A 13,006-nucleotide genomic window follows, 5' to 3' on the forward strand; every position below is an offset into this window, starting at 1 on the left:
CCCCGGTAGCGACGAGAACATACCCTCCCCGTGACAGAGACAACGAGGTCTGAGGAGTAATCGTGAACAAACCACTTTTGTCCATTCTCGCCTGTGGCACGCTCGTGGCGCCGGCGCTCTTGATTGCGACGCCCGCCGTCGCCGGGGGAGGGGGTGGCCACGGCGGCAACCATGGCGAACCCCCTACATCGGTCAGCGCGGGCGAACCGGTGACCCTGGCCGACGGATTACTGGGCCCACTCAGCTTTGGTGTTGGTGACGACGGCACCGCCTATGTCAGCCAGAATTTCGCTGGCTTGCTGACACAGGTGAACGCCGACGGCACCACGGTCGAACTCGCCGCTGGGATCCCAGGAGCGAGTCCTGAGCTTCCTGGAGAAGAGATCGGCTCGGTATCCACCGCCGAGGGCATCGTCTACTACTCGCAGTCCGCACCCGACCTCAGCGCCTCCGTGCTGAACTCGATCGACGCCGAGGGCACTATCACCGAACTCGCCGATGTGCGCGGGTACGAGGACGAAACGAATCCTGACCAGGTCAACACGTACGGATTCGTCGATCTGCCTGCGGAATGTAACGCCCAGATCCCCGTTGACCCGATGGGATTGGGACCATCCGGAGTGCCGTACACGGGCAAGGTGGATAGCCACCCGTACGCGACTCTCGTTGCTGAAGACGGGCTGTATGTCGCGGACGCAGGTGCGAACGCGATCCTGTGGGTTGACGACGCGGGTGCCATCAGCACGGTCGCTGTCCTGCCGCCAGAACCCGCGGTGACGGTGACGGCCGAGATTGCCGCAGCGGGTGGGTTGCCGGCCTGTGTTGCCGGTTACGACTACATCTTCGAACCGGTGCCCACCGACGTCGAATACGGACCCGATGGCTACCTGTACGTCACGACCCTTCCCGGAGGGCCGGAAGACCCGAGCCTCGGCGGTCGTGGTTCGGTGTACCGGGTCGACCCGGCGACAGGAGAGTCTGAACTTGTCGCCACTGGCTTTGCCGGCGCAACCGGGCTCGCCGTTGCAGACAACGGCACGGTCTTCGTCGCCGAGCTGTTCGGGGGCGATGGCACCGGCCAGATCTCCTACCTGGCGCCCGGCTCGGACGCGCCAGCGCTGCTCCTGACCGTGGCATCGCCTGCCGCTGTCGAGGTGCGGGATGACACGCTGTGGGCCACCACGAGCACGTTTGTTCCGGACGACCTGGGAGCGCCGCAGCCGATCGGTGCGCTTACGGAAATTCCGCTGACCTGGAGTTCGACCGGCGGTAACGCTGACGGCCACCACGGCGACGACTGGGGCGACGGGCACCACGGCCACGACAACGGGCACCACGGTGACAAAGCCTGGGGCCACGACGACGTGTGGTGGGAGCGGGACAGCTGAACGCGGTACAGCCGAACGCGGTACAGCCGAACGCGGTACAGCCGAACTGAGTGACAAAGGAGCCGGGCCCACGGGCCCGGCTCCTTCCACGGTGCGGCGCGTACTACGCGTCGCTCGCTACCTAGCGCGTCGGCTTTGCCTTCGTGTCTAGGAGACGGCTTTGCCTTCGTACCTAGCGCGTCGGCTTTGCCTTCTTCTCGGCGCGCTTCTCTTTCAGCGACTTGGCGGCAACGGTCTTGGCGCCGTTCTTTTTGGGTGACTTGTCTGCCATCGGGCACTCCCTCCCTCGGAAGCACGGAGGCTTCGGTGAAGTCGACAATACGCGCTCAACCCCGCGCCCACATCACGGCACCGGCTTCGCGCTCTCTCGCTTGCGCACCTGCAGCGTCGAGGGGATGCCCGCCGTGAAGGCGAGCGACCCGACGGCGAAGAGAGTCAGCACAAACAAAGACGCGCGCAGCGAGGACACCTGAGACTCGCTGTAAAGCTGGGTCAGGGCCTCACCGTCTTCGTCGGACAAACCGAACTCCTCCGCGATGTCCGGAACAGACGACGCGGCCACGATGTCGACACCCTCTGCCGTCCCCTCCTGCACGGCTGTCTTTGCGGCGGGGGACACGTCGCTACCGTTCACCGCAGCGGGGAAGGATGTCGTCAACGCAGCGATCAGCACGGAACCGATCAGGGCGGTGCCCAACGAGGAGCCCAGGTTCTGAGCGACGCCCTGCAGACCTCCGACCTCGCTGGTCTGGCGTTCGGCGACGCTCGACATCGTCACGTTTCCGATCTGGGATGCCAGGAGCCCGAGTGCCGCACCCGCTGCGAACATGCCGACACCGAAGAAAACGCTTCGAAGGTCAAGCGAAACCGACGAGAGCAGGACCACCAGGCCGACCACCAGCAGCCCAAGTCCGACGCGCACTATCCGTCGCGGCGACCACCGGCTGCCGAGTTGCGACCCGGCGAACGAGAACAGGATCAGCGCCACCGAGAGCGGGAATATCTTGAGTCCCGTCTCGAGCGCGTTGTAGCCGAGCGTCATCTGCAGGTACACGGGGATCATGAAGAAGAGTCCCGCGGTGACCGTGTATTGCGCCCAGAGCACGGTGAGGCCACTTCGCAACTGCGTGATTCTGAGCATCGTGACATCCACCAACGGCGCCCGACCCGTGCTGACGAGTCGACGCTGGCGGGACACAAAGGCGAGCATGAGCGCGGCCCCCGCCAGGATGCAGTACGCGGTGAGGGAGATTCCCAGCGGTTCTATCGGCACCCCGCCGATCTCGGGTGAGTTCAGCGGCCGGATCCACCCCCAGGTTTTGCTCTGCAGCAGGCCGAGCACGATCAGGATGAGCGAGAGCGCGGAGAGCACAACGCTGGGAAAGTCAATGCGGAGGCGCTGCGGTGTGCTGGTGTCGGGGATGAGCCGCACCATCAGAAGGAGGCCGAGCATGATGATGACCTCGCCGACGAACACGTAGCGCCAGCTCAGGTAGGTGGTGAAAAAGCCACCGATCAGCGGGCCCGCAGCAACGGCAACGCCCGAGCTGCCGCCAATGATGGCGAAGGCGACGACGCGGTCCTGACCCGTGTAGTTTCCGGCGATGAGCGATGCGATTGCAGGGATCACCAGTACCGCCCCGATGCCCTCAATCACAGACCACCCGAGAAAGAGCACGGCGATATTGGGGCTGAGTGCCGTGAGCAGCGAACCGACGGCGTAGATGGCCGCGCCGATCGCCAATGCCCTTCGGCGGCCCCACACATCTCCGAGTTTCGCGCCGAGGAGCATCCCGGCGGCCATCGTGAGTGTGTAGAAGGTGATGGCCGCCTGCAACGCCGACACCGTAGTGTCCAGGTCCACCACCACCTGCGAGATCGACACATTCATGACGGTGCTGTCGAGGACCATCACAAACTGGGCGCACCCGAGGATGATCACCGCTCTCCATTTTTTCATCAGTGCACCCGTTCCCTGTTCGTGGAAGAAACCCCCAGAAGAAGCCCTCGGAAAACCCCTCAGGAAAAGCTCGATACGACGGCCGCGATGTCCTGCCGCCCATGTCCGGCCGCGCTCGCCGCACCAAAGGCCCCGCGCAGCACCGGCAGCAGCGGGGCGACCTCGGGGTCCACGCTCTGAATCATGAGCGCGATGTCTTTCAGGGCACCGTCGACGGCGAACGCCGGTGTGAAGTCGCCCGCGATCATCATCGCGCCCTTGCCGCGTACATAGGCGCTGTCCAGGGCGCTTCCCTCGAGGGTGTCCAGCAACAGTCGGGGCTCCACCCCGAGTTCCCGGCACATTGCCACCGATTGGCCGAGCGCTGCCGTCACGGAGGCGATAAAGGCATTGCAGGCAAGCTTCAGCGCGCTCGCCTGGCCGATCTCGGTCCCTGCGATGACCGTGCTGCTGCCGAGAGCGGCCAGCACGGGCTGAAGACGCTCGATGAGAGGCGGTGCGCCCGAAACCAGCATGACCAGCTCACCGGCCTCGGCGGGAGCCCGGCTCCCCACCACCGGCGCGTCTACCAGTGCGACTCCGTACTGGTCGGCTTGGTCCACCAGCCACCGCATGCCATTCGGACCGACGGTGCTGCACTGCATCCAGATCGCACCCTCTTTCATCGTCCCGAGAAACCGGGCGGCGAGGTCGAGGGTCGCGCGTGCGTCGAAAGCCATGGTGAGCACCACGTCGGCGTCGGCCACCGCCGACCAGATCGTGGGCTCTACGGTGATCCCATCAGCCTCGAGCGTGCGTGCGCGATCGAGGGTGCGGTTCCATGCCGTGACGTCAAACCCGGCCCGCACGAGCGTTCGGGCCATCGCAGAACCCATCGTGCCCGTGCCCACAACTGAAATCCGCATCGCCCGCTCCTTGCCGCCGGCCCCTCAACGACGATAAGCACGTTGGCACCGTCGGCGAAAGGTCTAACGCGGGCGCGGGTTAATGCCCCAGGGGAACGTCGCCACCCGATTTGACTGCGGATTTGCGGATGAAGAATGCCGCCGCAATCGCGAACAACGAGATCACCGCTCCCCAGAAGAACGCGAATCGCGCTAACGCGGTTCTCGCGTTGCGGCTGCACCTGCTAGGTCCACAGAGAACCAGCGTGACGACGCCCACGAGAATCGGCGACCATCCGGTCGGCGAGGTCAGCTCGACCGCACGAGAACCGGATGCCCGTCTATCGTTGACGAATGCTGACAGCTGGAGTGGACCTCGCCGCCGAGAACAAGGGCACTGCGCTCGCGGTTATCGAATGGACAACTGCGCGCGCAACTCTGCTCGAGCTCCACCTCGGGGTCGACGACGAACAGATCGTCGCCGCGGCATCCATCGTCGACAAGATTGGAATCGACTGCGCATTCGGCTGGCCAGACGAGTTCGTGCAGTTCGTCGCGGCACACGCCGCCGGCGAACGCGAACCGACTGGTCCCGAGGGCGGCATGGCGTGGCGGCGCACCCTCGCCTACCGGGAGACCGACCGCGACGTGCGAGAGAAGATCGGACGGTGGCCGCTGAGCGTTTCCACGGACCGGCTGGGGCTGACGGCGATGCGCTGTGCCGGCTTGCTCGCACGGCTCGAGGACAGCGGCATTGACGTGGACCGGGCGGGGTACGGCGCGGTGGTCGAAATTTACCCGGGGGCGTCCCTCCGTCTCTGGGGGTTCGACACGACCGGATACCGTACCGACCCGCTCGCCCGGGAGCGACTCCTCCTCGACATCGAGGCGACAGCCCCGTGGCTTGACCTCGCGTCCCATTCGGAACTGATGGTCGCGTCGGGCGATGCGTTCGACGCCGTCATCGCGTCGCTGGCGTCGCGGAACGCGGCTGTGGGCGGCTACCTTCCCCCGCCCCCGCACTTGCTCGACCGGGCCCGGCGGGAGGGCTGGGTCGCGCTCCCGAAGGGAGCTGTCGCCGAGCTGTTCAACCCGAGTTGAGAACTCCTAGCGCTGCGGTCGCTGTGCGGCGTTCCTCTCGACGCGGAGCGTGGGTCCGACAGGATTACCACCAGCGAACTCGAACCGTGCTCCGCCTCCCGTCACCATCGCGGCTAAGCGCACCGCGCGCTGGCGGTGTTTTGTTCCGGATGCCGTGAAGTAATTACCAGGCAAGGCCTGTCGTGCAGCCCGGCCCGACGAGTACTGTCGTGGCCATCAGCACTTCAGGCGCACGAGCATCAAAGATAGAAGCGGGTCGAGGAACAATGAACCCACGACATGTCGACACAACGGCCGAGATAGACGCGCGGGTGCTGGAGGTCCAGCGCCGCTGGCGCATGCTCGCCGGGGCCGCCGCGATTGTGGCAGGCGCGATCGGGCTGCTCTGGCCGCAGAGCGCGCTGCGGGTGGTGGCTCTGCTGTTCGGGGTCTACCTCATTGTTGTGGGCATCTCCCGCATCACCGGGTCTGTCTCCGGGGCTACCTCACGCACCTCGCGTGCCGTGCAGGTGATTCTGGGCGGGCTCGTCGTTGTCGCCGGCGTGCTCTGCCTCAACAACCCGTTTGGTTCGGTGACCGCCCTTGCCTGGCTCATCGGGCTGGGCTGGGTTATCGACGGCGTGGCCTCAATCGCATCTGTGTTCCGCCGCCCAGACGGTCCCGGCGACGTTGCGCGCGGCGACGCCGCAACGCGAGGCCGCAGTACCGGACTCGTTGTGATCGGGGGAGTGGTGTCGGTGATCGCAGGTATCGTCCTGGTCGCCGTGCCCTATGACGCGGTGCGGTCGTTGCTGATTGTGGGCTCAGTCCTTCTGCTCGTGATCGGGGCCGTGACCCTGCTCGTTGCGTTCATTCGTCCGGCCTCGTCGCCGTCCGCCGCGTGAGCTCAACCCTGGACCACGACCCCTTGACCCCGACTGGGAGGGCGGCGGTAGGGTCGGCTGCATGGCGAACGAACTCGAGAACGTTACAGAAACGGTGAAGTCCATGGGAGTGAAGGCCGCGTATGGCGCGCCCATTACCCTCGACGGCGTCGAAGTCGTGCCGGTTGCCCTGGTGAGCTTCGGATTCGGCGGTGGCAGCGACGAAAAAGACAACGGCGGGGGTGGTGGCGGCGGCGTGAGCGTGCCCATCGGCGCCTACATCAGCGGACCGAACGGTCCCACCTTTCGCCCGAACATCGTGTCCCTGCTCTGGGTGCTGGTTCCGTTGACTTTTGCTTCGGGCCATGCCCTGAGCCGCATCATCCGCGCCCTCAAAAAATAGCTACGCTGACGTCGGGCTGACGCTGGCGGGTTCCTCATGCGGGTCCCTCATGCGGGTCCCTCATGCGGTGTCCTCGTGCGGGTTCCTCGTGCGGTGTGGAAGTGCGTCTAGGCTCGGGGGATGTCGACGTCCCGCTCGCCCCGGCGCCGTGCGGTCATCGCCGTCGCCCTAGACGCGTTCCTTGTGCTCACCTTCGCCGTGATCGGGCGCTCCAGCCACAGCGAGGCCCTCGACCCATCGGGTCTGTTCGGCACCGCGTGGCCGTTTCTCGTGGGACTGCTGCTGGGGTGGCTGGTCACGCGGGGGTGGCGGGCGCCGATGTCGCTCGTGCGCACCGGGCTCGGCGTCTGGGGCCTCACCGTCGGCGGCGGGTTGCTGCTGCGTGCCGTGAGCGGCCAGGGCACCGCTCCCGGATTCGTGATCGTGACGACCGTGGTTCTCGCGCTCTTCCTCCTGGGCTGGCGCGCCGTTGCGCGGTGGCTGCCCGTGCACCCCAAGCGAGGGTAGAAACGCGGGTCTAGAGTGTATGACGGTGTCGTCGCCGTCCGGGGATCATGGACCGCGACCGACACCGCGGTCAACGAAGTCCGTGCTCCAGGACCCGGGCCTTGACTGGGTTATCGCTCACAACCCAGAAAGCCGGCTATGTCCGATACACACCCCCCTGCCACCGACCCTGGCACCGCGCGTCCCACCGCACCGGCGCGCTCCAACACCAAGGTGATCCTTCTGGCCATCGCCGGCGCGCTTGGTGGCTTTCTGTTCGGTTTCGACTCGTCCGTCGTTAACGGTGCCGTTGATCCGATCCAGGACCAGTTCAACCTGAGCGACTCGTTGACCGGTTTTGCGGTCGCGAGTGCGTTGCTCGGCTGCGCGGTGGGTGCTTACCTCGCCGGTCGGCTCGCCGATCGCTACGGTCGCATCCCGGCGATGATCGTCGGATCGATCCTGTTTCTGATCAGCGCGCTCGGGTGCGGCCTCGCGACCGGTGTCGTCGACCTCATCATCTGGCGTCTCGTTGGCGGTCTCGGAATCGGAATCGCGTCGGTGATTGCCCCGGCCTACATCGCTGAGATCTCGCCGAAACAGCTGCGTGGACGCCTCGGCTCCCTGCAACAGCTGGCCATCACGCTCGGCATCTTCGCGGCGCTGCTGTCCGACACCGTGTTCGCGAACGCGGCAAACGGCGCAGAGGCCGAGTTCTGGTTGGGTCTTGAGGCGTGGCGGTGGATGTTCCTCGCCGGCGTTGTCCCTGCCATCGTCTACGGCGTGGTGGCACTGAAGCTGCCGGAGTCTCCGAGATTCCTCGTCCTCAAGGGCCGTGACGATGAGGTGCGCGCCATCTTCGCCCGACTCTGGCCCGACGACGACGTCGAACGCGCCATCCGCGAGATGCGCGAAGGCATCGAGACCGACGCCCAGGGGTCCCAGAAGGGCGCTCTGCGCGGCAACCGTTTCGGGCTGAAGCCGATCGTCTGGGTGGGCATCATCCTGTCGGTGTTCCAGCAATTCGTCGGCATCAACGTGATCTTCTACTACTCGACCACCCTGTGGAAGTCGGTTGGTTTCGAGGAGAGCGACTCGCTCACCATCTCGGTGATCACCGCCGTGACCAACATCGCCGTGACCTTCGTGGCGATCGCGCTCATCGACCGCATCGGGCGACGCCCCATCCTGCTCAGCGGCTCACTGGGCATGGCCGTCTCGCTGGCGACCATGGCCGTCGCCTTCAGCCAGGCCAACGATGTGAGCGGCTCACCGTCGCTTCCGGGAGCGTGGGGCCCGATCGCTCTCGTTGCCGCCAACGTGTTCGTGGTCAGTTTTGGCGCGTCCTGGGGCCCCGTCGTATGGGTATTGCTCGGCGAGATCTTCCCGAACCGGATCCGTGCGCGCGCCCTCGGTATTGCCGCCGCCGCGCAGTGGATCGCCAACTTCCTGGTCACGGTATCGTTCCCGCCGCTGGCCGAACTGTCGCTCGTTCTCACCTACGGTCTCTACGCGGTCTTCGCCGCCGCATCGTTCGTGTTCGTGTTCAAGGTGGTCCCCGAGACAAACGGAATGTCGCTGGAGGAGGCGAACACGCTGTTCGTGAAGAAAAAGAAGAAGATCGGGGCCTAATACACCCGCCCCGCCCCGGCGCCAACGGCTGCCCCTCGCCGCTGTCTCGACGTATCGTACCCACACGATTGTTCGACAACGGAGTGGACAGTGATGTCAGAAACAGCGCCGAAAACTAATCGCAAAGTCATCGGTCTCGCGCTGGCAGGCGCCGTGGGCGGGTTTCTCTTTGGGTTCGACTCATCCGTTGTCAACGGTGCGGTCGACCCCATCCAGCAGCAGTTCGACCTGTCGCAGTCGCTCACCGGATTCGCGGTGGCGAGTGCGCTGATCGGCTGTGCGGTGGGCGCGTACGGTGCCGGGCGAATCGCCGACCGGTGGGGGCGGATACCGACGATGCTGGTCGGAGCGGTGCTGTTTTTTGTGTCTGCTCTCGGGTGCGGTTTGGCATTCGGCGTGTGGGACCTCATTCTGTGGCGCCTCGTCGGCGGGCTGGGTATTGGCATCGCCTCGGTCATCGCGCCCGCCTACATCGCCGAGATTTCACCCCGTCACATGCGCGGACGGCTCGCCTCCCTGCAGCAGCTCGCCATCACCGTGGGCATCTTCGTGGCGCTGTTGTCAGATGCGCTTTTCGCCACAGCTGCAGGCTCGGCGGCATCCGAATTCTGGCTCGGTCTCGAGGCGTGGCGGTGGATGTTCCTTGCCGGCGCACTTCCCGCCGCAATTTACGGGCTGATCGCCTGGCGCCTGCCCGAGTCGCCGCGGTACCTCATTCTCAAGGACCGCGATGACGAGGTGCGCACCCTGTTTTCGCGGCTGTGGCCCGGCGAGGACGTGGAGCGTGCCATCCGAGACATGCGCGAGAGCATTGAAACGGACAAGCTCGCCAGTGAAAAGGGCGCCCTGCGCGGACCACGGTTTGGCCTCAAACCAATCGTCTGGATCGGCATCATCCTGTCGGTGTTCCAGCAGTTCGTCGGAATCAACGTCATCTTCTACTACTCGACCACCCTGTGGCGATCGGTGGGCTTCGCGGAAAGCAGCTCGCTGACGATTTCCGTCATCACCTCGGTCACCAACATCGCCGTGACGTTTGTGGCGATAGCCCTCGTCGACCGGGTAGGGCGGCGGCCGATCCTGTTGGTCGGGTCGCTCGGGATGATGGTGTCCCTCGCCACGATGTCGTTGGCCTTCAGCCAAGCCAACGAGGTGGACGGCGCACCGAGCCTTCCCGCGCCCTGGGGGCCGATCGCGCTCGTGGCCGCCAACGTGTTTGTGATCAGCTTCGGGGCGTCCTGGGGTCCCGTTGTGTGGGTGCTGCTCGGCGAGATTTTCCCGAACCGGATTCGTGCTCGCGCGCTCGGCGTGGCCGCCGCCGCGCAGTGGATAGCGAACTTCACGGTCACGGTGACCTTTCCGCCGCTCGCCGAGTTCTCCCTGGTCTTCACCTACGGTCTCTACGCCTTCTTCGCCGCGTTGTCGTTCATCTTCGTGCTGAGAAAAATTCCGGAGACGAATGGGATGTCGCTTGAGCAAGCCAACACCCTCTTTGTCGACAAGAAAAAGGCTCCCAAGAAAAACTGAGGCGTGGAGCGTCAGGCGACGGGGAAGCGTGCCGTCGTCAACTCTTCTGCCGTTTCCCAGATGCGCCGGGACTCGTCTTCGCTCCGCAAGCGCGAGAACAGCTTCTGCTCGGCCGGAGCTCCACCCACGTGACCGAGTCCGTTCGGACCGTAGAACCGGCCCGCGTGCGCGTCAGGTGAGGTCGCGGCGTACAGAGCGGGCAGTGCCGCTGTCTCGGGGGTGCCGACCAGGACCCCTCGCGCAGAAAGCCATCGGATCGTTCGGATTTCCCGGGTGTCCGCGCCGCGTCCCAGCTCCGGCCGGGCAGCCAGCAGGCTCGTGGGAGCGACTCCCGGATGGGAGAGGTTGCTGCTGATACCCCACCCATTGGCCTCGCTGCGCCGATTCAGCTCGAGGCCGAACAGCCCAAACGCGATCTTGGACTGGCTGTAGGCACGCATGCCGTGGTAGCGGCGCTCCCAGTTGAGGTCGTCCCAGTTGATCGCGCCTTGGTTGGCGGCGACGCTGACCTGCGAGGTCACCCGCGCGTTGCCGGCGCGGAGCAGCGCGAGCAGGTGGGATACGAGCGCGAAATGGCCGAGGTAGTTGGTTCCGAATTGCGACTCGAAACCGTCGACGGTCGTTTGCCGCTCGGGTGGGGTCATCACTCCGGCATTGTTGATCAGGAGGTGGATGGGGTTCCCCTCGCCGCGGAGGACTTCGCCGAGGGCAGCGACGGACTCCAAACTGGCCAGGTCGAGGTGTCGAAGCGAGACGGCAGCAGACGGAGCGTTCGCAAGGATGCGGGCGGCGGCTGCTTCCCCCTTGCGGAGGTTGCGCACCGGCAAGATGACCTCGGCCCCTGCCGCGGCCAGGCGGGTCGCGATACGGAGTCCAATGCCGTCGCTGCCGCCGGTGACGACGGCCCGCTTGCCTGATTGATCGGGGATGATGATGTCGATGGGTGTGCGTGTCATTGTTTACTCCTCGGCGGTGGTGGTCGTGGTTGTCTTCTTCGACCTTCGACGCTGCGGCCGGGGTTATCCAGGACTCTCCAGGTCACGGCTGAGGAGGCCACCCCTGGGGGCACGTCCGGACACACGTCCGGAGACATCAGGGATGGATCGGCAGTCACTGGTTATCTGTCGCCCCGGGGCGGTAAGAAGTAGACGGAACGGTGGGAGAGATCCCTTCGAGAGGAGAAGTCCATGGTGATCGACAGGGGCGGTTTGGCTGAGTTCCTTCTCCGACGGCGGGAAGTTCTCCAGCCCGAAGACGTCGGTCTTACGCGGGGTCAGCGTCGCCGCATCACGGGTCTTCGACGCGAAGAAGTCGCCGGGCTCTGCCACATGTCGACGGACTACTACGCCCGCCTCGAGCGGGGAACCGGACCACAACCGTCAGAACAGATGATCGCCTCGATCGCGCAGGGCCTGCACCTTTCTGTCGACGAACGCGACCACCTGTTCCGCCTCGCCGGGCATCAGCCACCCCCACGCGGCCCCTCGAGCGACCACATCAACCCGGGACTGCTGCGGATCCTCGATCGTTTGAACGACACTCCGGCCGAAATCGTTACTGAGCTTGGCGAGACGCTCAGGCAGACGCACCTCGGCGTCGCGCTCACCGGCGACACCACGCACTTCGCCGGCGCGCACCGCAGCATTGCCTATCGCTGGTTCGCCGACGAATCCAGTCGACTGCTGTACGCCCCCAAAGACCACCCCTTGCTGTCGAGGCTCTGGGTCTCCGGGCTGCGCGAGATCATGACGCGCCGCGGCCCATCGTCGCGAGCCGCCCAGCTCGCCGACGCTCTCCTCGATCGAAGTGTCGAGTTTCGCGCGATCTGGGAGTTGCACGAGATCGGCGTCCGTCCCCCCGAGACCAAGAACTTCGTTCACCGCGAGCTGGGGGCGCTGGAGCTAACCTGCCAAACGTTGACCGACCCGACCCAGTCCCACTCGTTGCTGGTGTACACGGCCGCCCCCGGCACCGAGAGCTACGAGAAACTACAACTGCTCTCCGTCATCGGGGCTCAATCCCTTCGCTGACTCGGCAGGTGGCCGAGCCCCGTTGTGGTGGGCACCGACGCCCGCTTTGTCGTCGGCCCGCATCAGCCTGCGCGCGACCGGTCGCACCAGGAGCAGCTCAAGCGGACCGGCGAGGAACAGGGCGAGCAGCGCCCACAGCCCCACCGGCGTGAGCACCCCGATAACAAACGCCACCAGAAACAGGGCGGAGTTGATCACACTCCCCAGCATTCCGCGCGATGACAGGGGCAGAGCCGGATCGAGTACTCCCGGCGTGCGCGCAATGAGCACCATCAGCACCGTGAGCACGCAGCTGCTCGCGGCCATGGTGCCGATGTAGAAGCCGACCGCCGCCGGGTCAACCGAGAGCTCCGAGACCACCGCAGTGGGCAGCGGCAGGATCACAATGGTGAAGGCCCAGGCGAAGTTGACCCAGACGAGCAACCGGCTGTGGGCTCGCACGTGTTGGAAGAGGGAGTGATGGGCCATCCACAGTCGCGCGATGACCGCGAAACTGATTGCAAAACCCGTCAGCTGGGAGAGGTTCTCGCCGAGGAACTCTTCGACGCTGAGACTTCTCTCCGCCGCGCCGGATACCTCATCAACGAGCGGAAGAACCAGCAGGGTGATCGCGATCGCCGCAACCGCGTCGGTGAAGAAGACAACCCGATCGAGCCCACGTTCCGTTACCATCGGGCCAATCTAGCGGCCGGGCACGCCGGCAGCCATCCGCACGCGCCAGTGACTTTAGCC

At 65.4% G+C, this 13,006-nt stretch carries 12 protein-coding genes; 8 read left to right on the top strand and 4 right to left on the bottom strand.

Translation table 11 applies throughout. From position 1 onward, the window contains the following. Positions 1 to 62: 62 nt before the first annotated feature. Entirely contained in the window at positions 63 to 1,388 is a 1,326-nt protein-coding gene (locus tag B0I08_RS00670) for a ScyD/ScyE family protein (RefSeq protein ID WP_181243103.1), read from the top strand. 343 nt (positions 1,389 to 1,731) lie between these two features. On the opposite strand, the gene B0I08_RS00675 is transcribed toward B0I08_RS00670, so the two are convergent. Then, the gene (locus tag B0I08_RS00675; protein ID WP_181243106.1) at positions 1,732 to 3,348 is read right to left on the bottom strand and encodes an MFS transporter; all 1,617 of its coding nucleotides are present in this window, start codon (positions 3,346 to 3,348) and stop codon (positions 1,732 to 1,734) included. A gap of 59 nt (positions 3,349 to 3,407) precedes the next feature. Next, entirely contained in the window at positions 3,408 to 4,253 is an 846-nt protein-coding gene (locus tag B0I08_RS00680) for an NAD(P)-dependent oxidoreductase (RefSeq protein ID WP_106208831.1), read from the bottom strand. A gap of 333 nt (positions 4,254 to 4,586) precedes the next feature. Here B0I08_RS00680 and B0I08_RS00685 point away from each other — a divergent pair, with 333 nt between their 5' ends. The 6 genes from B0I08_RS00685 (at position 4,587) to B0I08_RS00710 (ending at position 10,244) form a co-directional block, all read left to right on the top strand. After that, a complete protein-coding gene (locus B0I08_RS00685) occupies positions 4,587 to 5,333 on the top strand; it encodes a DUF429 domain-containing protein (protein ID WP_106208833.1) in 747 nt (248 codons plus the stop codon). Positions 5,334 to 5,599: 266 nt separating this feature from the next. Next, positions 5,600 to 6,217: an HdeD family acid-resistance protein gene (locus tag B0I08_RS00690; RefSeq protein WP_106208835.1), complete on the top strand. Its 618-nt coding sequence runs from the start codon at positions 5,600 to 5,602 to the stop codon at positions 6,215 to 6,217. A gap of 61 nt (positions 6,218 to 6,278) precedes the next feature. After that, positions 6,279 to 6,599 (top strand): hypothetical protein, encoded by a 321-nt coding sequence (locus B0I08_RS00695; RefSeq protein WP_106208837.1) that lies wholly within the window; start codon positions 6,279 to 6,281, stop codon positions 6,597 to 6,599. A 120-nt stretch (positions 6,600 to 6,719) separates the two neighbouring features. Continuing rightward, entirely contained in the window at positions 6,720 to 7,106 is a 387-nt protein-coding gene (locus tag B0I08_RS00700; protein WP_106208839.1) for a DUF3054 domain-containing protein, read from the top strand. Positions 7,107 to 7,244: 138 nt separating this feature from the next. After that, positions 7,245 to 8,717, top strand: a complete 1,473-nt coding sequence (locus B0I08_RS00705) for a sugar porter family MFS transporter (protein WP_106208841.1) — start codon at positions 7,245 to 7,247, stop codon at positions 8,715 to 8,717. Positions 8,718 to 8,807: 90 nt separating this feature from the next. Further along, a complete protein-coding gene (locus tag B0I08_RS00710; protein WP_281260189.1) occupies positions 8,808 to 10,244 on the top strand; it encodes a sugar porter family MFS transporter in 1,437 nt (478 codons plus the stop codon). A gap of 11 nt (positions 10,245 to 10,255) precedes the next feature. On the opposite strand, the gene B0I08_RS00715 is transcribed toward B0I08_RS00710, so the two are convergent. Further along, complete coding sequence (locus B0I08_RS00715; RefSeq protein WP_106208845.1) at positions 10,256 to 11,200, bottom strand: SDR family oxidoreductase; 945 nt, start codon at positions 11,198 to 11,200, stop codon at positions 10,256 to 10,258. Positions 11,201 to 11,431: 231 nt separating this feature from the next. Between B0I08_RS00715 and B0I08_RS00720 the strand changes: the two genes are divergently transcribed. Then, complete coding sequence (locus B0I08_RS00720; protein ID WP_106208847.1) at positions 11,432 to 12,274, top strand: helix-turn-helix transcriptional regulator; 843 nt, start codon at positions 11,432 to 11,434, stop codon at positions 12,272 to 12,274. Here the strand turns inward: B0I08_RS00720 and B0I08_RS00725 are convergent. Next, positions 12,233 to 12,946, bottom strand: a complete 714-nt coding sequence (locus B0I08_RS00725; protein ID WP_106208849.1) for a TMEM175 family protein — start codon at positions 12,944 to 12,946, stop codon at positions 12,233 to 12,235. The two genes, B0I08_RS00720 and B0I08_RS00725, sit on opposite strands and share 42 nt — an antisense overlap. Between the last annotated feature and the right edge of the window lie 60 nt (positions 12,947 to 13,006).

The sequence above is a fragment of the Glaciihabitans tibetensis genome (assembly GCF_003003265.1).
Classification (GTDB): domain Bacteria; phylum Actinomycetota; class Actinomycetes; order Actinomycetales; family Microbacteriaceae; genus Glaciihabitans; species Glaciihabitans tibetensis.